The organism is Klebsiella sp. HC6 (assembly GCF_022605325.1).
GTDB classification, from domain to species: Bacteria; Pseudomonadota; Gammaproteobacteria; order Enterobacterales; family Enterobacteriaceae; genus Klebsiella; species Klebsiella terrigena.
This window is the reverse complement of sequence record NZ_CP093276.1, coordinates 3,166,784-3,192,258: the sequence shown is the minus strand read 5'-3', so window position 1 is coordinate 3,192,258 and position 25,475 is coordinate 3,166,784. Positions and strand designations below refer to the sequence as shown.

Sequence of the window (25,475 nt, the reverse complement as noted above, 5' to 3'; positions counted from 1 at the left end):
AGAGTACATGTAAATAAATTGTTTCTCAGCCGCCTCCCCAGATTCTAATAATGCAGACACGTTAGTTAATGCGAGTCTGCGAAATGTCTTATCGAATCAGTATTCTGGATAAAAGTCCGCTTGCGGCTGGGGAAACGGCCGCTCAGGCGCTGACTCGAACTTTAACCCTTGCGCAACAGGCGGAGGCCTGGGGATATCATCGCTTCTGGATAGCCGAACACCATAATACCGATCAATTAGCCAGCCCGTCGCCGGAGCTGGCGATCGCCTGGATCCTCGGCCAGACCCGGCAGATTCGCGTTGGGTCAGGCGGGGTGATGCTCCAGCACTACAGTCCCTATAAAGTCGCGGAAAACTTCAACCTGCTGGCCTCTATTGCGCCGGGCCGGGTGGATCTTGGCGTCGGTAAAGCCCCCGGTGGCCTGCCGCTCTCCACCCGCGCGCTGCAGCAGGGGCTGAATCAGGAAGATAAAGGCACCTTTGCCGACCAGCTGGCCCAGCTTGATAACTGGCTGTCGCTTACCGATGCTGAAGGAGAAGAGAGCGTGCGGGCAACGCCGATCCCGCCGCGGCGGGCGGACGGTTTCCTGCTCGGCGCCAGCCTTGAGAGCGCCCGGCTCGCCGCCCAGCTGGACTGGAACTTTGTTTTTGCCGCCCACCTTAACGGCGATAAAGCGCTGCTTCGCGAGGTGCTGACCCGCTGGCGCACGCTGAGCCGCCGGGATGCCATTATCGCCGTGCAGGCGATCGTCGCCGAGGACAGCGCAGCGGCGAACGAACTGGCGAAACAGGTTGAGATCTGGGGCGTCGAGCTGGAAAACGGCCAGCGGGTGACCGTCGGCAGCGAGGCCCAGGGCATCGCCTTTGCCCGCCAGGCGGGCAGCGCCCCGACGCGCATCGCCCGCCGCGAATCGTCGCTGCTGGCCGGTACCGCCGATGAGGTCAAAGCGCAGCTGGACGAGCTGCACGCGGAGTGGGGAATTGACGAATTCATCATCGATACGCCGGTCACCGAAGGTGAGGCGCGGCTCAATTCGCTGCGCCTGCTGGCTCAGGCCCATCAGGGTGCGGAGGTGCTGCCATGAGCTTTGCTGAACAGCTGATCCGCTGGCGGCGCGAGCTGCACCAGTACCCTGAGCTCTCCCTGCAGGAGGTGGCCACCACCGCGCGCATCCGCGACTGGCTGCAAAGCGGCGGCCTGCGCCTGCTGCCCTACGAGCTGAAAACCGGCCTGGTGGTTGAGGTAGGCAGCGGCGAAAAGCTCATAGCCCTGCGGGCGGATATTGACGCGCTGCCGATCGAAGAAGCGACCGGCCTCGCGTATCGGTCGCAAAACGAAGGCGTGATGCACGCCTGCGGCCACGACATCCATACCAGCGTGATGCTGGGGGCCGCGCTGCTGCTCAAAGAGCGCGAAGCGCAGCTGCCGGGCCGGGTGCGGATCCTGTTCCAGCCGGCGGAAGAGAGCTTTGGCGGCGCCAAAACGCTGATCCGCGCCGGCGCTCTGGAAGGGGTGGCGGCCATTTTCGGGATGCACAACGAGCCGGGGCTGCCGGTAGGAGAGTTCGCCACCCGCGGCGGCGCCTTTTATGCCAACGTCGATCGCTTCGTCTTTAAGGTCACCGGCAAAGGCGCGCACGCCGCGCGGCCCCACGAAGGCAAAGACGCCATCCTGCTTGCCAGCCAGCTGGTCACCCTGCTGCAGAGCGTTGCCAGCCGGGAGGTTAATACCCTCGATTCGGTGGTGCTGAGCGTGACGCGGATCCAGGGCGGCAACACCTGGAACGTTCTGCCGGAGAGCGTGGAGCTGGAAGGGACGCTGCGCACCCACAGCAGCGAAGTGCAGCAGCGGGTGAAGGCGCGGGTAAGCGAAATCGCCGCCGGTTTTGCCAGTGCCTTCGGCGCGCAGATCGACGTTTTTTGGTACTCCGGGCCGACGGCGCTGGTGAACGATGAGCGCTGGGCGGCGTTTGCCAGCGAGGTTGCCGACGACGTCGGCTACCGTACCCATCACGCGGACCTGCATATGGGCGGGGAAGATTTTGCCGTCTACCTGCAGCATATCCCCGGCGCCTTTGTCAGCATCGGCAGCGCCAGCGAATTCGGTCTTCACCATCCCGGATTTAATCCGGATGAGAATTTAATCGCCCCGGCGGCGCGCTATTTTGCGACCCTGGCGGAACGGGCTTTACAGCAAATTTAAATTTTAATTACCGGCAAGGGAAGGGTGAACTATGTCTGAAAAACGACAGCTGCGTCTTGGCACCATATTACACGGCGCCTCGGGAAATATGTCCGCCTGGCGTCACCCGTTAGCGCAGGCGGATGCCAGCATTAATTTTGAGTTTGTTAAGCAAACGGCGTTAAAAGCGGAAGAGGGGAAGCTTGACTTTATATTCGTCGCCGACGGCCTGTATATAAATGAGAAATCCATCCCGCACTTTTTAAACCGCTTTGAGCCGCTGACGGTGCTCTCCACGCTGGCGGCGGTGACCCGCAACCTCGGTCTGGTGGGCACGCTATCCACCTCCTACAGCGAGCCCTTTACCACCGCGCGCCAGTTCGCCAGCCTCGACCATCTCAGCCAGGGCCGGGCGGGCTGGAACGTTGTCACCTCGCCGCTGGAGGGCTCGGCAAAAAACTTCTCCCGCGCTCAACACCCCGACCATGCGCTGCGCTATCGCATCGCGGATGAATATCTAAAGGTGGTTAAAGGGCTGTGGGATTCATGGGAAGAGGACGCCTTCGTGCGTAATAAGGCCAGCGGCCAGTTCTTTGATAAAAATAAGCTGCATGCCCTCGATCATCATGGCGACTTTTTTAAGGTTGCCGGTCCGCTGAATATTGCCCGCACGCCGCAGGGGCGCCCCATTATATTTCAGGCGGGCGCTTCTGATGATGGTAAAAAGCTGGCGGCGAGCCATGCCGACGCCATTTTTACCCATCAGGAATCTCTTGAGGAGGCGCAGGCGTTTTATCGCGATGTTAAAGGCCAGCTCGCGGCGTACGGTCGTCAGGAAGACGAATTGCATATTTTCCAGGGCGTCAGCGTCATCGTGGGCGACAGCGCCGAAGACGTGGAGCAGCAGTATCAGACCACCGCCGCGCTGGTATCGATTGAGGATGCCCTTAACTACCTCGGACGCTATTTCGAGCATCACGACTTTGCGCAGTATCCGCTTGATGCGCCGTTCCCGGATATTGGCGATCTCGGGCAAAACAGCTTCCGCAGCACCACGGATGAGATTAAGCGCAGCGCCCGCGAACGCGGCCTGACTCTGCGCCAGGTGGCGCTGGAAGCCGCCAGCCCGCGTCCGCGCTTTTCCGGAACGCCGCAGCAGGTCGCCGACGGTCTGCAGGAGTGGTTTGAACAGCGCGCCGCCGACGGTTTTATTATCCAGGGCGGCACGCCGGACGCCTTCCCGCGCTTTGTTGACCAGGTCGTGCCGGTTCTGCAGCAGCGGGGGCTGTTCCGCGAGGCGTATCCCGGCACCACCCTGCGCGCAAGCTTAGGGCTGGCCGAGCCGGTCAATCAATTCCAACAACAATAATAAGAGAACACCCGCTATGCAGAAAAAGTCACTTATTCTCGCGCTCGCCCTGGCCGCAAGCGCTTCGTCGTGGGCGCAGAGCGTCAATATCAACGGCACCGGGGTCAGTCTTGAAGCCAATAAGGCGCCGGTGCATACGGCAAAAAATCCGCAGGCGATTGCCCAACTGCCGAAGGATCTGCGCCTCGCGGTACCGGGAAAATTCACCGTCGCGGTGGCGGCGCTGAACTCGCCGCCGCTCACCGTCTTCTCTGACGATAACAAAACCCTGCTCGGCAGCGAGGTGGATATCGCCCGCCTGGTGGCCGATAGCCTCGGCCTGCAGCTGAACGTGGTCCCGACCTCGTGGGAGGACTGGCCCCTCGGCGTGGTCTCCGGCAAATATGATGCCGCGATCAGCAATATTACGGTGACCAAAGAGCGCAAAGAGAAGTTTGATTTCGCCACCTACCGCAAGGATTCGCTGGGCTTCTACGTCAAAAGCAGCAGCCCGCTGAACAAAATTGACCGGGCGGAGGATATTGCCGGCCTGCGCATTATCGTCGGCTCCGGCACCAACCAGGAGGCCATTCTGCTGGCGTGGAACGCGGAAAACCTCAAGAAGGGGCTGAAGCCTTTTACCCCGGTCTATACCAAAGATGACGCCGCTCAGACTCTGGCGATCCAGTCCGGCCGCGCCGACGCCTTCTTTGGCCCCAACGTGATTGGCGCATGGAAAGCGGCGCTTACCGGAAAAACCAGGCTGGTGGGCAGCGTTGACGGCGGCTGGCCGAAGGCGGCCCATATCGCCGTGACGGTGAAAAAGGGCAGCGGCCTGGTCACCCCGGTGCAGACGGCGCTGAACGGCGCCATCCACAGCGGCGACTACGCCAAAGTGCTTAACCGCTGGGGGGAAGGCGTCGAGAGCATCCCGCAGTCAGAGATTAATCCGGCCGGACTGGGCGATTAACAGGAGTCAGTATGAGCGACGTATTCCGCGATGTTTCACCCGAAGCCCTTGAGCTGCAGCCGATCATTGATGGCCTGTTTGCCGAGTACGCTTCGCGCTACGGGGACTATTTTTCCCGCGATGCCGAAGTTGAGCTAACCGAATGGTATCTGGCGCCGCAGGGGCTGTTTATCGTACTCGAGCGCGAGGGGGAGATTATCGCGACAGGTGCCTACAAGCCGAAGGACGCCAATACCGCCGAAATTAAGCGCATCTGGACCCACCACGCGCTGCGCCAGCAGGGGCTGGCGGCGAAGGTGGTGCAGGAGCTGGAGCGTCGGGCGGTGCTGGCGGGCTACAGCCATATCTACCTGACCACCGGCTTTCGCCAGCCGGAGGCGGTGAAGCTCTATCTCAGCCAGGGCTATGAGCCGCAGTTTGACCTCGAACGCAACCCGGAAGAGTACAGCCAGCCGCCCTATGATGGACGACTGCGGTTTAGCAAAGCGCTGGCGGTTAGCGCGCTAGGCCAGAGCGCCTGAGGAGCAACGATGAAAACATCAGAAACGATAAAAGTTATCCCGGCGCGCTATCCGCTGCGCGCCGTCGGCGCGGTGCTGGCGCTGCTGGTACTGGCCGTCGTCGTGCAGTCGGTGGCCTTTAACCCCCGCTGGGAGTGGGCGGTCTTCGCGCGCTGGTTCTTTGACCCGGTTATCCTCGAAGGGCTTGGGCAAACGCTGCTGCTGACCCTGCTTGGCACCGTGCTGAGCGTGATCTTTGGCGGCCTGCTGGCGCTGGCCAGACTCTCCTCCTCGTGGCTGCTGAGCAGCCTTTCCTGGGGATATATCTGGCTGTTCCGCTCGCTGCCGCTGATCGTGGTGCTGATTATTCTCTACAACTTCTCCTATCTGTACGACACGCTGTCGCTCGGTATTCCCTTTACCAGCATCAGCTGGGGCAGCTATCAAACCATCAACGTGCTGGGGCAGTTCTCCACCGCGGTAGTCGGGCTGACGCTGGTGCAGAGCGCCTACACCGCGGAAATTATTCGCGGCGGCTTCCTCGGCGTCGATCACGGTCAGTATGAAGCGGCGGCGGCGCTCGGCCTGCCGGCGTGGCGGCGTACGCTGCGCATTATTCTGCCGCAGGCGCTGCGCACCATTTTACCCTCCGGCTTCAATGAAATTATCAGTCTCGCCAAGGGGACGGCGATGGTCTACGTTCTGGCGATGCCGGAGCTGTTTTACACCATCCAGATGATTTACAACCGCACCCAGGAAGTGATCCCCCTGCTGATGGTCGGCGCGGTGTGGTACCTGGCGATCACCAGCGTACTGTCGCTGATCCAATATCTGGTTGAACGCGCGCTGGCGCGCAGCGAGCGCCGCTCGGCGGTAAACAGCCCGCGCCGCACTCGCGTTGCCGAAGCCTCTCGTTCACCGCAGCCGCAGGAGCCCGTCCATGCCCAACTCTCATAACGGCCATATCTCGATCACCGGCGTCAGCAAATATTTTGGCCGCCATAAGGCGCTGGACGATGTCTCCCTGGAGATAGAGCCCGGCACGGTAACGGTGATCCTCGGGCCTTCCGGCTCGGGGAAATCCACCCTGCTGCGGGCCATTAACCACCTCGAGCGCGTTGACGAGGGCTTTATCCAAATCGATGGCGACTATATCGGCTATCGCCGTCAGGGCGACAGGCTGTACGAGCTGAAGGAAAAAGAGATCCTCCGCCAGCGCGTGAACGTCGGCTACGTTTTTCAAAACTTCAACCTGTTCCCGCACCTGACGGTGCTGGAAAACCTGATTGAGGCGCCGATTGCCCACGGGCGGGCCAGCCGCAAGGAGGCTATCGAGCAGGCCTACGATCTGCTCGACGTGGTGGGGCTGCGCAACAAAGCCGACGCCTGGTCGCGGCATCTTTCCGGCGGTCAGCAGCAGCGCATTGCCATCGCGCGGGCGCTGGCCCTCAAGCCGCGGGTGATTCTGTTTGACGAACCGACCTCGGCGCTGGACCCGGAGCTGGTGGGCGAAGTGCTTGACGTTATCAAGAAGCTGGCGCGTTCCGGCACCACGCTGGTGGTGGTGACGCATGAGATTGGTTTTGCCCGCGAGGTCGCAGACCAGGTAGTCTTTATGGTCGATGGCAAAATCATTGAACAGGGCAGCAGCGATGAGGTCCTTAACCATCCGCAGCATCAGCGTACGCGGCAATTTTTATCGAAGGTGCTTCCGGCATGAGAAAAGGACTTCTGGCGTTAATGATCGGCATTATCCCGGCGGGGGCGCAGGCGGAAATTGACCTGCGGGCCAACGAGCGGCCGCTGCCGGTGACGGTGGACAAGCAGGCGATTGCACAGATCCCGGCGAACTATCGCTTTGTTGAGCCCGGGACGCTGACGGTGGCTATCTCGGCGCTGAATTCACCGCCGCTGGCGCTGCTGGCGAGCGATAACCGCACGCGCATCGGCAGCGATCCGGATATCGCCCGCCTGCTGGCCGGCAGCCTTGGGCTCAAGCTCCGGCTGGTGCCGACGGCGTGGGAGGACTGGCCGCTGGGCATCACCTCCGGGCGCTATGACGTGGCGCTGGTGAATATCGCGGTGACCGAGCAGCGCAAGCAGAAATTCGATTTCGCCACCTACCGCGTCGATTCCCTGGCCTTTTCCGTCAAATCCACCAGCCCGATAGCCAGGGTGAGCGGCGCGGCGGATCTTGCCGGGCGGAAGGTGATTGTCGGCTCCGGCACCAACCAGGAGCGTATTCTGCTCGGCTGGAACGCCGAGAACGAAGCGGCGGGGCGCCAGCCGGCGCTGCCGGTGTACCTCACCGACGACGCCTCGGGTAATCTCTATATCCAGTCCGGACGCGCCGACGTGTTCTTTGGCCCGCAGTCGGTGGCGGCCTACAAAGCGGCGCTGACCGGCACGACCAAAGTCGTCGGCCTGGGGCCGAAAAAGGCTTACGTTGCCACCACCACCAAAAAGGGCAGCGGCCTGGTGTACGCGCTGCAGGCGGCGCTCGACGGGGCGATAGCCCGCGGCGAGTACCAGCAGGTGCTGGCGCGCTGGGGGGAACAGGGGGAGGCGGTAACGCAGTCGGTGGTCAATCCGCCGGGGATTACCTACTAAAAAGCCGCTGCTTCGCAGGAGTGTGTTGCGAAACAGCGGGGGCGAACTCTCGCCAGGTTAGGTAATCAGGCCGCGCGCGGCGTCAGGTTGATGCGATCCAGCGGCCCGACAATAAACAGATAGGAGAGCAGACCGAGTACGCCCATCGAGCCGACGTACAGAATGGCGTAATCAAACGAGTGGGTATTGGCAATAATGATCCCAATGACCAGCGGCGTGATGATGCTCGCGAGGTTACCGCACATATTGAAGACCCCGCCGGCGATGCCCAGCATCTCCTTGGGCGACGTATCGCTGAGGATACACCAGCCGAGATTGCCAAAGCCTTTTGCAAAGAAGGCCAGGCTCATGGCGGCGATAACCACCACCTCAGAAGCGGTATAGTTAGCGACGACGATGACGCAGGAGAGCAGCATACCGCAGATCACCGGTATCTTGCGGGCAGTGGTCAGACTATAGCCGCGCTTAAGGAGCCAGTCGGAAAACAGCCCTCCGAGCAGGCCGCCGATAAACCCGGCAATCGCCGGAATACTGGCGACAAAACCGACTTTCAGTATCGACATCCCCTTCGCCTGATAGAGGTAGGTCGGGAACCATGTCAGGAAGAACCAGGTAATCGAGGTGACGCAGAACTGGCCGATATAGACGCCGATCATCATGCGGTTTACGCACACGCTTTTGATCTGCGCGAGGGTTAACTTGTGCTGCGTTTTTTGGCTACCTAATTCCGGTTCGCCGCCGCCCTCGCGAATATATTCAAGCTCCTGCTGGTTTATTTTTGGATGATGCAAAGGGTCCTTGACCTTAACCAGCCAAAATATCCCCAGGACCACCCCGATGGCGCCAATATAATAGAAGACATAATGCCAGCTTAAATTATGCAGGATGATCGTCATTAGCGGCGTGATAATACCCAGGGAGATATACTGCGCCGCCTGATATACCGAGGTGACAAACCCGCGCTCTTTATTCGGGAACCACTGCACGCTGAGGCGGCTGTTGGCGGGGAAGGCCGGGGCTTCTATCGCGCCCATCATCAGACGCAGAATAACCAGCACCACCAGCGGGCTGGCAAACAGAAAGATCGTCCCCTGGAACATAGTCACTACCGACCAGCCGATCAGCGCGCAGCCATATACCAGCCGCGAACCGTATTTATCCAGCAGCCAGCCGCCGGGAATCTGCATTATAACGTAAGAAATACCGAACACGGAAAAAGCCAGACCCATGGCCTCCGGATCGAACCCGAGCTCTTTACTCATAATCGGTGCGACGACCGACAGCGTGGCGCGGTCGGCATAATTAAATACGGTGGCCAAAAAAAGAAATAATAAAATACCGTAACGCACGTTGCTGCGTTTTAATTGTGTATTCACTTTGCAACTCCGTTTCAGGGTTGGTGATGTGGGTACAGCAAGTCAGGGGCGGGAGGGGTGATAAAGTGATATCCGCCGGTCGTTAAGAACCTATCCCCGGCCATAAGCTGACCGGACTACGCAAGGGTGGGGGATGCGCTTATCCCCCAGCCCGGACCCGGCGCGTTCGCTCCCGGTCCGGAAAAATAGCCTGCACAAGCATCAGGGGCGTTTGCCAAACTCGCAGCTGTGCTGGGTCCAGCGGCGCGCCTGTTCACTCAGGGTGAAGCCCAGCCCGTGGCGTTCAGAAATCCACATCCGCCCGTCGCGTAGCTCAAGCTGCTCGTTAAACAGCGGGTTCAGCCACTCGAAATGCTCCAGCCAGGGCTCGAGCGGGTAGGCGGCGGCGAGGTGCAGATGCACTTCCATTGCAAAATGCGGGGCCAGCTTGCGGCCATGCTTCGCCGCCAGATCCATAATCTTGAGGAAGGGGGAGATACCGCCGACGCGCGGGGCGTCCGGCTGCACGAAGTCGCAGGCGTTGCCGAGGATAAGCTGTTCGTGTTCGCGGAAGCTGGTCAGCATCTCGCCGGTCGCAATCGGCGTGTCCAGCGCGGCGGCCAGCTGCGCGTGGCCTTCAATGTCGTAAGCGTCGAGCGGCTCCTCAATCCAGATCAGGTTAAACTGCTCCATTTTGCGCCCCATGCGAATGGCGGTTTCCCGGTCCCACTGCTGGTTGGCGTCAACCATCAGCGGGAAATCCGGGCCCAGCGCTTCACGCACCGCCGTCAGGCGACGGATATCCTCGGCGGTGTTCGGCTGGCCCACCTTCAGCTTGATCCCGCCGATGCCGTTTTCCCGGGAGATAGCGACGTTCTTCAGCACCTGATCCAGCGGCGTATGCAGGAAGCCGCCGGAGGTGTTGTAGCACTGTACCGAATCACGATGGGCGCCGAGCAGCTTCGCCAGCGGCAGTCCGGCGCGTTTGGCTTTCATATCCCACAGGGCAATATCAAGCGGAGAGATGGCCTGTACCGCCATGCCGCTGCGCCCGACGGAGGCGCCCGCCCACAGCAGTTTGGTGTAGATCTTGTCGATATCGTTGGGGTCTTCGCCAAGCAGGTTATCGGCAATCTCTTTGGCATGAGCGTAAATTCCCTGGCCTCCCGCGCGCTTGGAATAGCTAAAGCCTACCCCTTCGAAACCGTCGCGGGAGCGGATTTCGGCGATAATAATCGCGACTTCGGTGAGCGGTTTTTGCCGCCCGGTGAGAACTTTGGCATCGCTGACCGGCGTGGCTAAGGGGAGAAAGGCCAGGGAGAGCTTAACGTGCGCAATGCGGTCGCCGGTTTCGGCGGCGGTTTTGACGCCGGTGGTTTTGGCGTAGGTCACGGAGCTGGAATTGGCGCTGGTGGTCATGGCATGTTCCTTACGATTTATAAAATGTTTGCGCTAACATTTTTAATCCAGCTTTTGCGTTTCGACCACAGGAGTGCGTTTAATTTGTACAAACGATCACAACTTTAGGTTATTAGTGGTAAAATTATGCAGGTGACATCACGATCCAAAATAGTCTGTGAAATAGCACAAATATTAATGATAGCGATAACATTTTATCTCTCAGGTTGTTGATTCTCATGCGGATGCGCGGGCGGGTGCTGGCAATTGGCTGGGGCATCATCAATAATGCCCGCTGGGAACGACTCAACACAGGGGCTTAGCCGTGAAAAGCAGAAAACCGACGCGCGTGCCGACGCTGGATGATGTTGCCCGCACGGCGGGTTTATCATCCATGACGGTCAGTCGGGCGCTGAATACGCCGCAGCTGGTGCGGCCTAAAACGGTGGAAAAGGTGCTGCAGGCGGTGCAGGCCACGGGCTACATTCCCAATGCGCTGGCCGGCGGATTGGCTTCGCGCCGCAGCCGGCTGATTGCCGTCGTGGTTCCGCAAATCAACAACAATATGTTTGTCGACACCATCCAGGCGCTGAGCGATACCCTCGCGGCGCGCGGCTACCATATGCTGCTGTGCGTCGCGGGCTACAGTCGGGAGACCGAAGCGGAGCTGGTGGCAACCTTGCTCTCCCGTCGCCCGGACGGGGTCGTGCTGACCGGCATTCAGCATGCCCCGGCGTTAAAGAGAACCATCCTCAACGCCGCCATTCCGGTGGTGGAGATTTGGGATCTGACCCCGACGCCGCTGGATATGCTGGTGGGCTTTTCGCATGAGAAAGTTGGCGAGACGATAGGCGAATTTTTGCTGCACAAGGGCTACCGGCGCCCGGGGCTGCTGTGGGCAGGGGACGCGCGAGCGGCGCTGCGTAAGCAGGGGCTGTACGCCCGGCTGGTCAAAGGCGGTACAAGCGATGTGCCTCAGGTGGAAGTGCCGCTTCCGGCCTCGCTGGCGCTGGGGCGCAGCGGCCTGGCCCAGCTGCTTGACGCCGGCGAGTTCGATATTATCGTCTGCAGTTCCGATACCCTGGCGCAGGGGGCGATAATGGAGGCCGAAAGCCGCGGCCTGCGCGTGCCGAAGGATTTAGCGGTGATGGGTTTCGGCGATCTGGATTTTGCCGCCAGCAACCGACCGGCGATTACCACCGTCAGCGTCGATCGCCATGCGATTGGCGAACGTGCGGCAACCCTCCTCGCCGACCGCATTGAAGGCGTGGGGGAAGGGGAAGCAATTATCGATCTGGGCTATCATTTGCTGGAGCGAGAGTCGGCGTAGGCACGCCGTTAAATAGCGCGCGACGGACATTTTTTCCGGCTTTCACCCGACACCCGACGTTTACCGTGGAGGCCGAACATGATCACCGTCTATGGCGTACCGGGCTGGGGGTCGGCAATCAGCGAGCTGATGCTGACGCTGGCCGAAATCCCGTACCACTTTGTTAACGTTGAGGGTTTTGATAAACCCGGACCCCAGCGTGACAGCCTGATGCAGATAAACCCGCTGTGTCAGGTACCCACCTTTAAGCTGGCGGACGGCAGCGTGATGAGCGAATCCGCCGCGATGGCCTTAACGATCCTCGACCAGCGGCCGGATCTCGCGCCAGAGCCCGGGACGCCGCAGCGCCATCGGTTCCAGCACCTGCTGATTTGGCTGGTCGCCAACGTCTATCCCACCTTCACCTATGCGGATTACCCCGAGCGCTGGACGGCGGATGCCCCGCAGCAGCTGCGGGAAAACTGCGTGAACTATCGCCGGTCGCTCTACCTGTGGCTGGAGCCGCAGCTCGTCGCCGGGCCCTACGCGCTGGGCGAACGGATAAGCCTGCTGGACTGCTATATTGCGGTCATGTGCTCGTGGGGGCCGGGGCGGGAGTGGTTTGAAGCGCACACGCCGAAATTCTTCGCCGTCGCGGATGCGGTATATCAACGCGCCGAGCTGGAGGCGGTGCTGCGGCGCAACGAGCTGATTTAAAGCACAAAATGAAAACCGGCGCGCCCGGGCTGTGGTAGTTTTATCGTTCTGACAATAAGGAGTCCGCTATGCCGCATGTTGATATTAAGTGTTTTCCTCGCGAGCTGAATGATGAGCAAAAAGCGGCGCTGGCCGCCGATATCGCCGCCGTACTGGTGCAGCACCTGAACAGTAAGGACGGCTCGGTGAGCGTGGCCCTGAAGCAGGTTGACCCGAGCGACTGGCAGCAGGTGTGGGACAGTGAAATCGCCCCGCAGATGGAGCAGCTGATTAAAAAGCCCGGTTACAGCATGTCGTAAACCCTGTCCCGGAAGGCGGTATCGTAAAGGCTGCCTTCCGGAGCGCGCTAAAATATCATCACTGCCTCCGTATTACCGTTTATCTTTCTGACGTCTCTTGCTTCACTCCATTTAAAATAAATTAAGTTTTTCTAAATATAAATAATAAAAAATAATATGGATTTAGAAAGCAATAGCAGTTATATTTTTCTGGGTGTTTGTTTAGGTTGTTTCTTATCTTATAAAAGGAGTGGTAAACGTGTCGGTTGAAAATGCAAGAGTAGTAATGGATATTGCTTTTTATAATAAAAACATTAATAACTTTAGGTATCAGTCAAACATCCAGGGAATATGGTTATTTACCGCAACGCTCGGCTGTTGGGGGGTTAACGCTCCCTGGATTCAGATGATAGCCGCTCTTTCATTATTACTTATTTTCGTTTTTCTCATTAACGATGAGGCTTGTGATAAGCGTACATTTAGACAAATAAAAAAAGATATCGAGAATAAAATTGAGGCATCTCTTTCCGGTGATACCCGGATGGCCAGGCTTTATGAACTACAGTCCGTTGAAAAAGAGAGGGCATCTCCGGTAATGATCATTAAAAAATCGCCAATATTTATCGTGTGTTATATTTTTTATGCAGTGAGCCTGGTTCATTTCGCGGGGCGTGTCCTTGACTGCTACGCCTTGAAATAAGTATAGAACTACGGCATGAATACGCGCTCATGGATAAGGGGAGATTGTAAAATTTAGAGCTGCAGTATTGACGATAAAGCACCATATCCGCGTTCAGGATCTACTGGGTATCGAGCATCCTGTGGCCAATCGCCCGATTGGCTACCGAAGGACTCTTTTTCATTCCTTCGGCAGATTAACTGTACTCGTAGCGGGCGTAGCCCGCCCGCTACCTCCGGCGGCGGGCCGTTCGCTCCTGCCGTGCATGATGGCTACTCTTCCGGCGTGTTCGCCCGCACGTGCCGGCCGCTGGCGACAAAGTTGCCGGTGCCGAGATGATGCAGCGTATTGAGCTTATCATCGTCGAACTGCCAGCGTCCGGTGACGAAAGCCCGCTCATCGGCGGCGGCGGAAACCACTTCGCCAAACAGGGTGTCGTACTGCTCCTGAGCGGCGGTGGGCGGCAGCAGCCGACACTCCATCCACGCCAGGCACTTCTCCTCAATCAGCGGCAGGCCTAGCTCCGGACCGTTCACCACCGGAATGCCGTAGGCGTTGAACTTATCCTCATCGCGCCCGCTGATGCTGCCGACCGCGTAGGTCCAGCTGGCGGCGGCCACGCCCGGCACCACGATGCCGAAGGTTCCGTTGCGCTCAATTATCTCCCGCGTCCAGGCGCTCTTATCGACCACGATGGCGACGCGGGGCGGCGCGAACTCCACCGGCATCGACCACGCGGCGGCCATCACGTTGCGGCGCCCGGATTGCGCGTCATAGCTGGTTATCAGAATGGTGGGGCCGTGATTGAGCAGGCGACTGGCGTACTGAAGTTCGACGTGGCGAAAGCGGCTCATATGCGTTCCTTGGTAAATGGGTCTGATGCCAGACAACACGTTAAGCCGCAATGAAAATGTAATCAATACGTCATCCAGGCTCCCTATAGTTGGCGGCACTAAGTCCCAAAGAGGATAACAACATGTTAGCTCCCCTGTATTTATCGCAGGTGGGCGCCGCCCGGCGGGTTTCAACCGCCGGTAGAGCATCGCTTTCCCAACGGGGAGGGCGATAATGCGCGCGCTTACCGGCATCAAGCTTGACGGCGTTTCATTCGCTTTCGGCGCCAACACCGTTCTCACTAATATCGATCTGCATATCGAAGCGGGCAGCATCGTCGCGCTGCTGGGGCCATCCGGCTGCGGCAAAAGCACGCTGCTGCGTCTGCTGGCCGGGCTCACTGTTCCCGCCAGCGGCGAGATCCGCTTTGGCGACCGCCTGGTGGCGAAAGCCGGCTGGGGGATGGCCCCGGAGCAGCGCGATATCGGCATGGTTTTCCAGGATTACGCTCTGTGGCCGCACATGACCGTGGCGCAAAACATCGCCTTTCCGCTGCGCATGCGCGGGGTGCCTCGCGGCGAACGTCAGCAGCGGGTCAGCGCCGCGCTGGCGCGGGTCGGGCTGACTGGCTTCGCCGAGCGTAAACCCTCCGGCCTCTCCGGCGGCCAGCAGCAGCGCGTCGCCCTGGCGCGGGCCATTGTCGCCGAACCTCGCGTGCTGCTGTTTGATGAACCCCTCTCTAACCTTGACAGCGAGCTGCGCGAGTCGCTGTGCATCGAGATGAGCCGTCTGCTGCGCCAGCTTGGCATCACCGCCGTCTACGTCACCCACGACCGCCGCGAAGCGGAGCTGCTGGCTGACCGCATTGTGCATTTATCGGCGGGCAGCGTTGCTGCCGTCCGCATTGTTACTTCATCCTCAGGGGAACCCGCATGAAATCCGTTATGACCTTTAAGAAAGGAGCAGCGCTCGCGATGATGCTGTCGGCCACGATGATCTCCAGCGCCCACGCGCTAACCGTTTACACCGCCGGTCCCGGCACGTTGGCGAAAGGTCTCGCCAGCGGTTACGAAAAGAAAACCGGCGTGAAGGTCAATATCTTCCAGGCCACCACCGGCAAGGTGATGGCGCGCCTTGAGGCCGAGCAGGCCAACCCGCAGGCGGATGTACTGATCTCCGCCTCGTGGGACACCGCGGAAGATCTCCATGCCCGCGGCTGGCTGCTGGCCTATCAAAGCGCCAACGCCGATAAGGTCCCGGCCAATCTGAAATCGGCTGACTACGTGGCGCAGGGCATTTCGGCGCTGGGGATCGTCTGGAACAGCAAAAGCGGCACGCCGGAGCCGAAGGAGTGGCGCGACCTGACGGAAGCGGCGTTTAAGGATAAGGTGACCACCCCGGACCCGGCGCTGTCCGGCGCATCCCTGGATTTGCTGATCGGGCTGCAGAATGGGATGGGCGATAAGGCCTGGGCGCTGTTCGATGCGCTGAAAAAGAACGGGATGGTGGTCAGCGGGCCGAATGCGCAGGCGGTGACGCCGGTGATGCAGGGCGCCAAAGCGGCGGTATTCGGCGCGGTGGACTACGTCTCTTACGGCAATATTAGCCAGGGCGAATCGCTGAAGGTGATTTTCCCGGCCAGCGGAACGGTGATTGCGCCGCGCCCGATGATGATCCTGAAAACGACCCAGCACGCTGATGATGCCAAAGCCTTTGTCGACTACGTGCTGTCGCCGGAAGGTCAGGCGATGGTCGCGGACGCCTGGCTGATGCCGGCGCGGTCCGACGTCCCGGCGAAGCGCCCGCTGCTTAACGAGCTGAAGGTTCTGCCGACCAGCGGCGACGGCAGCAGCGAACGCCGCGCGGTGCTGGCCCGCTTCAACACGCTCTTCGCGCAGTAATCTGCCTTTCCCCTTGCCGTGCCGGCCTGACGTTGGCCCCAGCGCGGCGGGGGGAATCCCTCGCTTGCAGGTACATACGGTGAATCAAAAACTTATTTCTGGCGCTACGCTGGCGGCGCTGCTGGTGCTGGTGGCGCTGCCGCTGTTTTTTATCGTCTTACAGGCGATATTTCCCCACTTCAGCGCCGGTTCGCTGGCCGGGGCCTTTAGCGGCGTCGCGACGCTGTTTGCCGACCCGCAGCTGCCGGCGATGCTCGGCGGCACCCTGTGGATTGCCTGCGGCGTGGCGCTGGTCAGCGTCGCCATCGGGCTCCCGCTCGGCGTGCTGCGCGGGCTGTTCAACCTGCCGCTGCCGCGCGTTTGGGACCTGCTGTTCTTAATTCCTTTTCTCACGCCGCCCTATATCGCCGCCCTGTCGTGGATGCTGGTATTGCAAAGCAACGGCTATCTGCAGCAGCTCACCGGCTGGGATCTCAACGACCTGCTGTTCAGCCGCAGCGGGATCGTACTGGTGATGGCGCTGAATATTTTCCCGGTGGTCTATTTTGCCGTCTCCCGCAGCCTGCTGGCGAGCGGGCAGCGGCTGGCTATCGTGGCGCGCGTGCACGGCGCCAGCGCCTGGCGCGCCTTCTGGCATATCACCTTGCCGATGCTCTCTCCGGCGCTGGCGGCGGGCATGCTGCTGGCGTTTACCCTGGCGATTGAGGAGTACGGCGTTCCCGCCGCGCTGGGCTCCCGGGCGGGCGTGGTGATGCTGACCGTCGGGATTGAGAAGAAGCTTGCCGATTGGCCCATCGATCTCAACGGCGCATCGCTGCTCTCGCTGCTGCTGATCGTCGTCGCGCTGCTGGCCTGGTGGCTGCAGCGCCGGCTGGTGGGGGATAAAGAAGTGACCAGCGTGACCGGCAAACCGGGCGAGAACAGCGGGGCGACGGCGGGCTGGTTTACCCTCCCGGCGCTGCTGCTGATGGCGACGGTCGCCGGGCTGGCGGTGGTGCTGCCGGTGGCGTCGACGGTGGTCACCAGCCTGATGGGCACGCTGTCGGGCGGAATCAGCGCGGATAATTTTACCTTTAACCACTTTATCGCGCTGTTTAACCAGCAGGGCGACGCGCTTTCGGCGCTGGGGACCAGCCTTTCGCTGGCGCTGGCTTCGGCGCTGATTGTTGGCCTGCTGGGGCTGGTGGCGGCGTGGCTGGTGCTGATCCGAAAAATAAGGGGTAGCGCCATTGTCGATGCGCTGTCGCTGATGCCGGCGGCGCTGCCCGGCGTGGTGGTCGGGGTGGGGCTGATTCTGCTGTGGAACCGCCCGTTCTGGCCGGTTTCGCCGTATAACACCTGGTTTATGCTGCTGCTCTCCTACTGCTGCCTGCTGCTGCCGTGGCCGGTGCGCTACGTGGGCAGCGCCCTGCGCCAGCTCGGTAATAATCTGGAGCCGGCGGCCAGGGTGCACGGCGCTTCGCCGCTGCAGGCGCTGCGCCTGATCGTCCTGCCGCTGGTGTTTCCGGCGCTGCTGGCGGCGATGCTGATGGTGTTTGCGGTCGCCTCGCGGGAGCTGGTGACCTCCCTGCTGCTGGCTCCGGCGGGCACCCAGACCGTGGCGGTGTTTATCTGGCGTCAGTTTGAGCAGGGTTCGGCGGGACAGGGCATGGCGATGGCGACGCTGACCCTGCTGACCGGTCTGACGCTGATGCTGAGCGCCCTGGCGCTGATGCAGCGCAGCGCGCGCTGAGCCGCAGGATCGCACAAAAATACCGGTGGGACGGGAAAAATACGCTATAAATGACGCACACCGAATGCTGGAGACATTGATGAGCCCATTTTTACGCGCCTATTTTTCTCGTCTGGGCTGGACGGGAACCCCTGATGCCTCGATTAACACCCTGCGGACGTTGCATATCCACCACAACAGCGCGATCCCGTTTGAGAACCTCGACGTTCTGCTGCCGCGGGAGATCCATCTTGACGATCGGTCGCTGGAGGAGAAGCTGATTAACGCCCGCCGCGGCGGCTACTGCTTCGAGCAGAACGGCCTGCTCGAGCGGGCGTTGAGTGAAATTGGCTTCTCGGTACGCAGCCTGCTGGGGCGCGTGGTGCTGGCGAATCCGCCGCAGATGCCGCCGCGCACCCACCGCCTGCTGCTGGTTGAGGTGGAGGGCGAGCGCTGGATTGCCGACGTCGGCTTCGGTGGGCAAACGCTGACGGCGCCTATCAGGCTGCTGGCGGACGTTCCCCAGCAAACTCCGCACGGCACCTACCGTCTGCTGCATGAAGGCGAGAGTTGGACGCTGCAGTTCAGCCATCATGAGCACTGGCAGTCGATGTACCATTTCGATTTAGGCCGTCAGTTTGCCGCCGATTACGTGATGGGTAATTTCTGGTCGGCCCACTGGCCGCAGTCGCATTTCCGCCACCACCTGCTGCTGTGCCGCCACCTGACTGACGGCGGGAAGATGACCTTAACCAACTTCCACTTCACCCACTGGGATAACAGCCGGGTGGTGGAGAAGGTCGATCTGCCCGACGTCACTGCGCTGTATGAAACGCTGCAAACGCGATTTGGCCTCGGGGTGAACGACGCGAAGCACGGCTTTAGCGAGGCGGAACTCGCGGCGGTGATGGCGGCGTTCGACACCCATCCGGATGCGGGTAAATAGCGACGCCATTTAAGCGCCGGCATCGCTGCCGGCGCTTAACGCTGCTGCTCTCCCGTGAGAGAGACTCAGCGCCTTGAACGCACCACCTGGTAGCGGCGGGTCAGGTACTCGACCGGCGCGCTCCAGACGTGGACCAGGCGGGTGAATGGGAATATCAGGAAAATAGTCATCCCCAGCACCAGATGGACGCGGTAGATAAACGCCACGCCGTCAAGATGCGCCGAAGCGCCGGCGTGGAAGGTCACCACCGCCTGCGCCCAGTCCACCAGTTTGAGCATCTCGCTGCCGTCCGGATGCCGGGCGGAGAAGGGGATCGTCGTCAGGCCAAGAATGCACTGAATCAGCAGGATGCTGAGGATCAGAATATCCGCCGTCGACGAGGTCGCGCGAATGCGCGGGTTGGTCAGGCGGCGGACCAGCAGGCCCGCGGCGCCGATCAGCGTCAGCACGCCGCAGGCGCCGCCGAGGATCATCGCCATCAGCTGCTTTTGCGACATCGGCAGGAACCACGAGTAGACCCAGTGCGGCGTCAGCATGCCGAAGAGGTGGCCGAAGAAGATGCCGAGAATGCCGATGTGGAACAGGTTTGACCACAGCACCATACCGCGCTTGTCGAGCATCTGGCTCGAGGAGGCGCGCCAGGTGTACTGGCCGTAGTCGTAGCGCAGCCAGCTGCCGAGCACAAACACCGTGCCGCAGAGGTAGGGGTAGATATCGTAAAAAAAGACGTTGAGGTACTGTATCATTTCGGGCCTCCGGCACGGACGTCGACGTACTGCGGCGCGACGTCCTGGCTAAAGCGTCGTTGATAGTTTTGCAGCGGGGAGCTGTCGCAGGCGGTGGCTTTATCTTCGATAAATTTCACCTGCTCCTCTTCCCATACCGCATCCAGCGCCTGGCGGGTATCATCGCGCTTTTCACCCGCCACCTGCTTAGTGACACTGTCACTGTTGAGTTTGCTGCCTGCCAGCGCCAGCAGCACGTCAAATAGCTGATAATACTCGCACTGGCGCTGCTTCAGCCGCCCGCCGAGCAGCGCCAGAATCGGCGCGACGTTCTGCAATCCTTCGCGGCTGCCCGCCGCCGGCAGGGTGCTGAGATACTCCAGATACAGCGGTAGATGGTCCGGCAGCTCGCGGCAGTCGATCTGCAGGCCGGCCTGCTCGTACTGATTCATCAGGTCGACCATCGCCTGGCCGCGATCGCGGGACTCCGCGTGCACGTGCTCAAACAGCAGCAGCGAGGTGGCGCGCCCGCGTTCAAAGACTTCGCACCACTCGGCCTGACGGTCGAGCAGCGGCGCACCCAGCAGCGGTTCAACAAACGCCAGCAGGGCCGGCGCATCGGCGCTGACCAGCGCCAGCGCCTCCTCGCGGTTGTCCCACAGCACGGCGTCCGGGTACTCCAGCAGCAGACCGATTACCTTGAGGATGCGCATTACTCTCTCTCCCCGATATTGATCGCATCGATGCGCTGGCTGTTAAACAGGTTGAATTTGGTATCCGATCCGTGACAGCCGTCGCCGAAGGTGAAGCCGCAGCCGTTTTTTTCCGGGAAGGCGTCCTCCGCCATTTCGCGATGGCTGGTGGGGATCACGAAGCGGTCTTCGTAGTTGGCGATCGCCAGGTAGCGGTACATATCCTCTACCTGCTCGACGCTGAGGCCGACCTCTTCGATGGCGCGGGTATCGGTGACGCCTTCTACGGTTTGGGAGCGTTTGTAGTGGCGCATCGCCATCATGCGCTTCAGGGCGCGCAGCACCGGCCCGGTGTCGCCCGCGCTCAGCAGGTTGGCCAGATACTGCACCGGAATCCGCAGGCTTTCGACCGCCGGCAGAATGCTGCCGTTGTTCGGCAGGCCGCCGGCGTCGGCAACCGACTGGATCGGCGACAGCGGCGGCACGTACCAGACCATCGGCAGCGTACGGTATTCCGGATGCAGCGGCAGCGCGAGCTTCCAGTCCATCGCCAGCTTATAGACCGGTGATTTCTGCGCGGCGTCGATGACGTTATGCGGGATCCCCTGCTTCAGGGCCTCCTCAATTACCGCCGGATCGTGCGGGTCAAGAAATACGTCGCACTGACGTTCGTAGAGGTCGGTTTCATGCTCGGTGCTGGCCGCTTCTTCGATGCGGTCCGCGTCATACAGCAGCACCCCGAGATAGCGGATACGCCCGACGCAGGTCTCCGAACAGACCGTCGGCTGGCCGGATTCGATGCGCGGATAGCAGAAGATGCATTTTTCCGACTTGCCGCTTTTCCAGTTGAAGTAGATTTTTTTGTACGGGCAGCCGCTGATGCACATGCGCCAGCCGCGGCACTTGTCCTGGTCGATCAGCACGATGCCGTCTTCTTCACGCTTGTAGATGGCGCCGCTCGGGCAGGTGGCGGCGCAGCTCGGGTTGAGGCAGTGCTCGCACAGGCGCGGCAGATACATCATGAAGGTGTTTTCAAACTGGCCGTACATCTCTTTCTGCATCGCCTCGAAGTTGCGATCGCGGGCGCGCTTTTCAAACTCGCCGCCGAGCAGCTCCTCCCAGTTGGGGCCCCAGGTGATTTTATCCATCCGCTTGCCGCTGATCAGCGAGCGCGGGCGGGCGGTGGGCAGGTGCTGGCCTTCGGGGGCGGTGTGCAGATGCTGATAGTCGTAGGTAAAGGGCTCGTAATAGTCGTCGATCCCCGGCAGCACCGGGTTGGCGAAGATTTTAGACAGCACGCCGACGCGGCTGCCGAGGCGCGGCGTGAGCTTGCCGGTGATCCCGCGGATCCAGCCGCCTTGCCACTCCTCCTGGTCTTCCCAGTTTTTCGGATAGCCGATGCCGGGCTTGGTTTCGACGTTGTTAAACCAGGCGTACTCCATGCCTTCGCGCCCGGTCCAGACGTTCTTACAGGTGACCGAACAGGTATGACAGCCAATGCATTTGTCGAGGTTCAGCACCATCCCGACCTGTGAGCGTATTTTCATTTTTTCGCCTCCTGTACCTGATCGCGACCTTCGTCATCCAGCCAGTTAATGTTTTTCATTTTGCGAATCATGATGAACTCGTCGCGGTTAGAGCCGACGGTGCCGTAATAGTTAAAGCCGTAGGCCAGCTGCGCGTAGCCGCCGATCATATGGGTCGGTTTCGGGCAGATACGGGTGACGGAGTTATGGATCCCGCCGCGCCTGCCGGTGACTTCAGAACCCGGAATGTTCATGATTCGCTCCTGGGCGTGGTACATCATGGTCATTCCGGGCGGCACGCGCTGGCTGACCACCGCGCGGGCGGTGAGGGCGCCGTTGGCGTTGAACGCCTCAATCCAGTCGTTATCCTCAATCCCCAGCTCCTTAGCGTCGGCTTCGCTGAGCCAGACGATCGGTCCGCCGCGCGACAGGGTCAGCATCAGCAGGTTTTCGCTGTAGGTGGAGTGGATGCCCCATTTCTGGTGCGGCGTCAGGAAGTTGAGCGCTTTTTCCGGGAAGCCGTTGGGCGGGATCTCCTTCATATGGCTGACGCTGCGGGTATCTATCGGCGGTCGATAGACCACCAGACTTTCGCCGAAGGCGCGCATCCACGGGTGATCCTGATAGAGCTGCTGGCGGCCGGAGAGCGTGCGCCACGGGATCAGCTCATGCACGTTGGTATAGCCGGCGTTGTACGACACGTGCTCGCTCTCAAGGCCGGACCAGGTGGGGCTGGAGATGATTTTGCGCGGCTGGGCCTGGATATCGCGAAAGCGGATCTTCTCATCCTCTTTGTTGAGCGCCAGGTGGGTGTGATCGCGCCCGGTAAACTCGCCGAGGGAGTGCCAGGCCTTCACCGCCACCTGGCCGTTGGTCTCCGGCGCCAGGCTGAGGATCACCTCGCTGGCGTCAATCGCGCTGTCGATGCGCGGACGACCTTTGGCCGGGCCGTCGAGCTTGACGTAGTTCAGCTTGCCGAGGAAATCGACCTCATCCTGGGTGTTCCACGAAATCCCCTTGCTGCCGTTGCCCAGCTTGTCGAGCAGCGGGCCAAGGGAGGTGAAGCGCTCCCAGGTCGCCGGGTAGTCGCGCTCAACCACGGCGATGGTTGGGGCGGTTTTCCCGGGAATAAGATCGCACTCGCCCTTGTGCCAGTCGAAGACATCAAAAGGCTGCGACAGCTCCCCCGGGGAGTCGTGCTGCAGCGGCAGCAGCACCACGTCGGTCTCTTTATCCAGATGGCCGACGCAGACCTCGGAGAAGGCCTTAGCGATATCTTTGTAGATTTCCCAGTCGCTTTTCGCATCCCAGGCCGGGTCAACGGCGGCGGAGAGCGGATGGATAAACGGATGCATATCCGAGGTATTCATATCGTCTTTTTCATACCAGGTGGCGGTCGGCAGGACGATATCGGAGAACAGACAGGTGCTCGACATGCGAAAATCGAGGGTCACCAGCAGGTCGAGCTTGCCCTCAATGGCGGCGGTCTGCCACTCCACCTCTTCCGGCTTCACCTCGTCCGTTGCCCCCAGCTCATCGCCCTGAATACCGCTGTCGGTACCCAGCAGATATTTGAGCATGTACTCGTGGCCTTTCCCGGACGAGCCCAGCAGGTTGGAGCGCCAGATAAACATGTTTCGCGGATGGTTTTTGCCGTTATCCGGCTGCTCGCTGGCAAAGCGGATATCGCCGGATTTCAGCGCCCGGGCGGTGAAGTCGGCGGGAGAGAGTCCGGCGGAATCGGCCTGCTGCTTAATGGTCAGCGGGTTGACGCTCAGCTGCGGCGCCGACGGCAGCCAGCCCATGCGCTCGGCGCGGACGTTGAAATCAATCAGGTGGCCGCTAAAGCGGCTGGCGTCGGCCAGCGGCGACAGCAGCTCCTGGGCGGTGAGCTTTTCGTAGCGCCATTGGCTGGAGTGGTTGTAGAAATAAGAGGTGCTGTTCATCTGGCGCGGCGGGCGGTTCCAGTCGGTGGCGAAGGCCAGCGGCAGCCAGCCGGTTTGCGGGCGCAGCTTCTCCTGACCTACGTAGTGCGACCAGCCGCCGCCGCTCTGCCCGATGCAGCCGCAGAACACCAGCATGTTGATCATCCCCCGGTAGTTCATATCCATGTGATACCAGTGGTTGACGCCGGCGCCGAGGATAATCATCGAGCGCCCGTGGGTCTTATGCGCGGTATCGGCGAACTCCCAGGCGATCTGCTCGATGTGTCGGCGCGACACGCCGGTGATCTGCTCGGCCCAGGCCGGGGTGTAGGCTTTAAGATCGTCAAAATTCTGCGCCGCGTTGGCGTCATCGAGGCCGCGATCGAGGCCATAGTTGGCGAGCACCAGATCGTAAACGCTGGCCACCAGGCCGCTTTCACCGTTTGCCAGCGCCAGCTGCTTCACCGGCAGCTGATGGATGAGCACCGGCTCCTGCTTCACGCTGCGAAAGTGCGGGTTTTCGTTACCGCCAAAGTAGGGGAAGCCCACCGCGGCGACGGAGTCCTTGATATCCAGCAGGGAGAGCCGCAGCTCGGTCTCCCTGCCGGCCGCCAGCTGCTCGAGGTTCCACTTGCCTTTTTCGCCCCAGCGAAAGCCGATCGAGCCGTTGGGCGCCACCAGCTCCCCTTCGGCGTTGAAAGCGACGGTTTTCCACTCCGGGTTGTTGCTTTCGCCCAGCCCGTCCAGCAGGTCCGAAGCGCGCAGCATGCGCCCGGGCACCCAACTGCCGTCGTCGCGCCTGTCGAGCATCACCAGCATCGGCATATCGGTGTAGTGGCGACAGTAGTTGAGGAAGTAATCGCTGGGGCTATCGAGGTGGAAGCGCTTGAGGATCACGTGACCCATCGCCATCGCCAGCGCGCTGTCGGTACCCTGTTTCGGCGCCAGCCACTGATCGCAGAGCTTGGCGACTTCCGAATAGTCCGGGGTGATGGCGATGGTTTTGGTGCCTTTGTAGCGCACTTCGGTGAAGAAGTGGGCGTCCGGCGTACGGGTCTGCGGGACGTTAGAGCCCCAGGCGATAATGTAGCTGGAGTTGTACCAGTCGGCGGATTCCGGCACGTCGGTCTGCTCGCCCCAGGTCATCGGCGAGGCGGGCGGCAGGTCGCAGTACCAGTCATAGAAGCTCAGGCAGGTTCCGCCGATCAGCGACAGATAGCGGGTACCGGCGGCGTAGGAGACCATCGACATTGCCGGAATGGGCGAGAAGCCGGCCACGCGGTCCGGGCCGTAGTTTTTAATGGTCCAGACGTTGGCGGCGGCGATCAGCTGGTTGAGCTCTTTCCAGGTCGAACGAATAAACCCGCCTTTGCCGCGGGCCTGCTTGTAGCTCAGGCATTTTTGCCGGTCCTGCATGATGCTGTTCCACGCGTTCACCGGGTCCGGGTGCTGCGTTAGCGCTTCGCGCCACAGCTCAATCAGCCGCTTGCGCGCCAGCGGGTACTTCAGGCGGTTGGCGCTGTAGAGGTACCACGAGTAGCTGGCGCCGCGCGGGCAGCCGCGCGGTTCGTGGTTCGGCAGGTCAGGGCGGGTGCGGGGATAGTCGGTCTGCTGGGTTTCCCAGGTGACGAGCCCGTTTTTAACGTAGATCTTCCAGCTACATGAGCCTGTACAGTTTACGCCGTGCGTGGAGCGGACAATCTTATCGAACTGCCAGCGCTGACGGTAGCTATCCTCCCAGTCACGGTTGGTGTTGTACACCTGGCCGTGGCCGTTGGCAAAGCTTTCGCCTTTTTGCTTAAAGTAGCGAAAGCGATCCAGTAGTTTGCTCATGACATTATCTCCTGACGGGGGATTGCGCCCCCGTGG

At 60.8% G+C, this 25,475-nt stretch carries 21 protein-coding genes and 1 pseudogene; 15 read left to right on the top strand and 7 right to left on the bottom strand.

All coding sequences use genetic code 11. The annotated features are described in order from the left end of the window. Positions 1 to 83: 83 nt before the first annotated feature. The 7 genes and pseudogenes from MMW58_RS15500 (at position 84) to MMW58_RS15470 (ending at position 7,610) form a co-directional block, all read left to right on the top strand. A complete protein-coding gene (locus tag MMW58_RS15500) occupies positions 84 to 1,085 on the top strand; it encodes an LLM class flavin-dependent oxidoreductase (RefSeq protein WP_241721551.1) in 1,002 nt (333 codons plus the stop codon). After that, positions 1,082 to 2,203: a M20 peptidase aminoacylase family protein gene (locus MMW58_RS15495; protein ID WP_133599885.1), complete on the top strand. Its 1,122-nt coding sequence runs from the start codon at positions 1,082 to 1,084 to the stop codon at positions 2,201 to 2,203. The genes MMW58_RS15500 and MMW58_RS15495 overlap by 4 nt, the downstream gene beginning before the upstream one ends. 31 nt (positions 2,204 to 2,234) lie before the next feature. Beyond that, a pseudogene (locus MMW58_RS15490) lies at positions 2,235 to 4,500 on the top strand (NtaA/DmoA family FMN-dependent monooxygenase). Positions 4,501 to 4,511: 11 nt separating this feature from the next. Next, positions 4,512 to 5,021, top strand: coding sequence for a GNAT family N-acetyltransferase (locus MMW58_RS15485; RefSeq protein ID WP_241721550.1), 510 nt, complete (start codon positions 4,512 to 4,514; stop codon positions 5,019 to 5,021). Between the two features lie 9 nt (positions 5,022 to 5,030). Next, positions 5,031 to 5,957, top strand: a complete 927-nt coding sequence (locus tag MMW58_RS15480; protein WP_076947231.1) for an amino acid ABC transporter permease — start codon at positions 5,031 to 5,033, stop codon at positions 5,955 to 5,957. Then, on the top strand, positions 5,941 to 6,720 hold the full coding sequence (locus MMW58_RS15475; RefSeq protein ID WP_041145377.1) for an amino acid ABC transporter ATP-binding protein: 780 nt from the start codon (positions 5,941 to 5,943) through the stop codon (positions 6,718 to 6,720). Before MMW58_RS15480 ends, MMW58_RS15475 begins: the two co-directional genes overlap by 17 nt. A gap of 20 nt (positions 6,721 to 6,740) precedes the next feature. Continuing rightward, complete coding sequence (locus tag MMW58_RS15470; RefSeq protein ID WP_159237383.1) at positions 6,741 to 7,610, top strand: transporter substrate-binding domain-containing protein; 870 nt, start codon at positions 6,741 to 6,743, stop codon at positions 7,608 to 7,610. A gap of 65 nt (positions 7,611 to 7,675) precedes the next feature. Here MMW58_RS15470 and MMW58_RS15465 read toward each other — a convergent pair whose 3' ends face one another. Together MMW58_RS15465 and MMW58_RS15460 are read right to left on the bottom strand one after the other, a co-directional pair. Beyond that, entirely contained in the window at positions 7,676 to 8,986 is a 1,311-nt protein-coding gene (locus MMW58_RS15465; protein WP_241721549.1) for an MFS transporter, read from the bottom strand. Positions 8,987 to 9,187: 201 nt separating this feature from the next. Then, positions 9,188 to 10,384: an L-talarate/galactarate dehydratase gene (locus tag MMW58_RS15460; protein WP_241721548.1), complete on the bottom strand. Its 1,197-nt coding sequence runs from the start codon at positions 10,382 to 10,384 to the stop codon at positions 9,188 to 9,190. Between the two features lie 304 nt (positions 10,385 to 10,688). Between MMW58_RS15460 and MMW58_RS15455 the strand changes: the two genes are divergently transcribed. From MMW58_RS15455 to MMW58_RS15440, 4 genes are all read left to right on the top strand, one after another. Next, on the top strand, positions 10,689 to 11,693 hold the full coding sequence (locus MMW58_RS15455; protein ID WP_241721547.1) for a LacI family DNA-binding transcriptional regulator: 1,005 nt from the start codon (positions 10,689 to 10,691) through the stop codon (positions 11,691 to 11,693). Positions 11,694 to 11,771: 78 nt separating this feature from the next. Continuing rightward, positions 11,772 to 12,389 carry a glutathione S-transferase family protein gene (locus tag MMW58_RS15450; RefSeq protein WP_133599878.1) on the top strand — a complete coding sequence of 206 codons (618 nt, stop codon included), beginning with the start codon at positions 11,772 to 11,774 and terminating at the stop codon, positions 12,387 to 12,389. Positions 12,390 to 12,457: 68 nt separating this feature from the next. Continuing rightward, positions 12,458 to 12,688, top strand: coding sequence for a tautomerase PptA (gene pptA, locus MMW58_RS15445; protein ID WP_133599877.1), 231 nt, complete (start codon positions 12,458 to 12,460; stop codon positions 12,686 to 12,688). A 238-nt stretch (positions 12,689 to 12,926) separates the two neighbouring features. Further along, positions 12,927 to 13,367 carry a hypothetical protein gene (locus MMW58_RS15440; protein ID WP_241721546.1) on the top strand — a complete coding sequence of 147 codons (441 nt, stop codon included), beginning with the start codon at positions 12,927 to 12,929 and terminating at the stop codon, positions 13,365 to 13,367. Between the two features lie 251 nt (positions 13,368 to 13,618). On the opposite strand, the gene MMW58_RS15435 is transcribed toward MMW58_RS15440, so the two are convergent. Next, the gene (locus tag MMW58_RS15435) at positions 13,619 to 14,200 is read right to left on the bottom strand and encodes a flavin reductase family protein (RefSeq protein WP_045855270.1); all 582 of its coding nucleotides are present in this window, start codon (positions 14,198 to 14,200) and stop codon (positions 13,619 to 13,621) included. 211 nt (positions 14,201 to 14,411) lie between these two features. Between MMW58_RS15435 and MMW58_RS15430 the strand changes: the two genes are divergently transcribed. From MMW58_RS15430 to nhoA, 4 genes are all read left to right on the top strand, one after another. After that, on the top strand, positions 14,412 to 15,116 hold the full coding sequence (locus tag MMW58_RS15430) for an ABC transporter ATP-binding protein (protein WP_241723734.1): 705 nt from the start codon (positions 14,412 to 14,414) through the stop codon (positions 15,114 to 15,116). Beyond that, the gene (locus MMW58_RS15425; protein WP_159869946.1) at positions 15,113 to 16,081 is read left to right on the top strand and encodes an ABC transporter substrate-binding protein; all 969 of its coding nucleotides are present in this window, start codon (positions 15,113 to 15,115) and stop codon (positions 16,079 to 16,081) included. Before MMW58_RS15430 ends, MMW58_RS15425 begins: the two co-directional genes overlap by 4 nt. A 79-nt stretch (positions 16,082 to 16,160) precedes the next feature. Continuing rightward, on the top strand, positions 16,161 to 17,813 hold the full coding sequence (locus MMW58_RS15420; protein WP_241721545.1) for an ABC transporter permease: 1,653 nt from the start codon (positions 16,161 to 16,163) through the stop codon (positions 17,811 to 17,813). 79 nt (positions 17,814 to 17,892) lie between these two features. Then, positions 17,893 to 18,738, top strand: a complete 846-nt coding sequence (nhoA, locus tag MMW58_RS15415; RefSeq protein ID WP_159237270.1) for an N-hydroxyarylamine O-acetyltransferase — start codon at positions 17,893 to 17,895, stop codon at positions 18,736 to 18,738. A 65-nt stretch (positions 18,739 to 18,803) separates the two neighbouring features. Here the strand turns inward: nhoA and narI are convergent, their stop codons facing one another. Genes narI through MMW58_RS15395 form a run of 4 tightly spaced genes read right to left on the bottom strand, consistent with a single transcriptional unit; the run spans position 18,804 to position 25,439 of the window. After that, complete coding sequence (gene narI / locus MMW58_RS15410) at positions 18,804 to 19,484, bottom strand: respiratory nitrate reductase subunit gamma (RefSeq protein WP_241721544.1); 681 nt, start codon at positions 19,482 to 19,484, stop codon at positions 18,804 to 18,806. Beyond that, positions 19,481 to 20,176, bottom strand: coding sequence for a nitrate reductase molybdenum cofactor assembly chaperone (narW, locus tag MMW58_RS15405; protein WP_241721543.1), 696 nt, complete (start codon positions 20,174 to 20,176; stop codon positions 19,481 to 19,483). The genes narI and narW overlap by 4 nt, the downstream gene beginning before the upstream one ends. Beyond that, positions 20,176 to 21,702 (bottom strand): nitrate reductase subunit beta, encoded by a 1,527-nt coding sequence (narH, locus tag MMW58_RS15400; protein ID WP_241721542.1) that lies wholly within the window; start codon positions 21,700 to 21,702, stop codon positions 20,176 to 20,178. The genes narW and narH overlap by 1 nt, the downstream gene beginning before the upstream one ends. Beyond that, a complete protein-coding gene (locus MMW58_RS15395; RefSeq protein ID WP_241721541.1) occupies positions 21,699 to 25,439 on the bottom strand; it encodes a nitrate reductase subunit alpha in 3,741 nt (1,246 codons plus the stop codon). The genes narH and MMW58_RS15395 overlap by 4 nt, the downstream gene beginning before the upstream one ends. Positions 25,440 to 25,475: the final 36 nt, after the last annotated feature.

Bases quoted from the DNA above. Each gene is read 5' to 3' on its own strand.
- pptA (WP_133599877.1), top strand. From the start codon at position 12,458: ATGCCGCATGTTGATATTAAGTGTTTTCCTCGCGAGCTGAATGATGAG.
- MMW58_RS15485 (WP_241721550.1), top strand. From the start codon at position 4,512: ATGAGCGACGTATTCCGCGATGTTTCACCCGAAGCCCTTGAGCTGCAG.
- MMW58_RS15425 (WP_159869946.1), top strand. From the start codon at position 15,113: ATGAAATCCGTTATGACCTTTAAGAAAGGAGCAGCGCTCGCGATGATG.
- MMW58_RS15495 (WP_133599885.1), top strand. From the start codon at position 1,082: ATGAGCTTTGCTGAACAGCTGATCCGCTGGCGGCGCGAGCTGCACCAG.
- narH (WP_241721542.1), bottom strand. From the start codon at position 21,702: ATGAAAATACGCTCACAGGTCGGGATGGTGCTGAACCTCGACAAATGC.
- MMW58_RS15395 (WP_241721541.1), bottom strand. From the start codon at position 25,439: ATGAGCAAACTACTGGATCGCTTTCGCTACTTTAAGCAAAAAGGCGAA.
- narI (WP_241721544.1), bottom strand. From the start codon at position 19,484: ATGATACAGTACCTCAACGTCTTTTTTTACGATATCTACCCCTACCTC.
- nhoA (WP_159237270.1), top strand. From the start codon at position 17,893: ATGAGCCCATTTTTACGCGCCTATTTTTCTCGTCTGGGCTGGACGGGA.
- MMW58_RS15435 (WP_045855270.1), bottom strand. From the start codon at position 14,200: ATGAGCCGCTTTCGCCACGTCGAACTTCAGTACGCCAGTCGCCTGCTC.
- MMW58_RS15480 (WP_076947231.1), top strand. From the start codon at position 5,031: ATGAAAACATCAGAAACGATAAAAGTTATCCCGGCGCGCTATCCGCTG.
- MMW58_RS15500 (WP_241721551.1), top strand. From the start codon at position 84: ATGTCTTATCGAATCAGTATTCTGGATAAAAGTCCGCTTGCGGCTGGG.
- MMW58_RS15475 (WP_041145377.1), top strand. From the start codon at position 5,941: ATGCCCAACTCTCATAACGGCCATATCTCGATCACCGGCGTCAGCAAA.
- MMW58_RS15460 (WP_241721548.1), bottom strand. From the start codon at position 10,384: ATGACCACCAGCGCCAATTCCAGCTCCGTGACCTACGCCAAAACCACC.
- narW (WP_241721543.1), bottom strand. From the start codon at position 20,176: ATGCGCATCCTCAAGGTAATCGGTCTGCTGCTGGAGTACCCGGACGCC.
- MMW58_RS15470 (WP_159237383.1), top strand. From the start codon at position 6,741: ATGATCGGCATTATCCCGGCGGGGGCGCAGGCGGAAATTGACCTGCGG.
- MMW58_RS15450 (WP_133599878.1), top strand. From the start codon at position 11,772: ATGATCACCGTCTATGGCGTACCGGGCTGGGGGTCGGCAATCAGCGAG.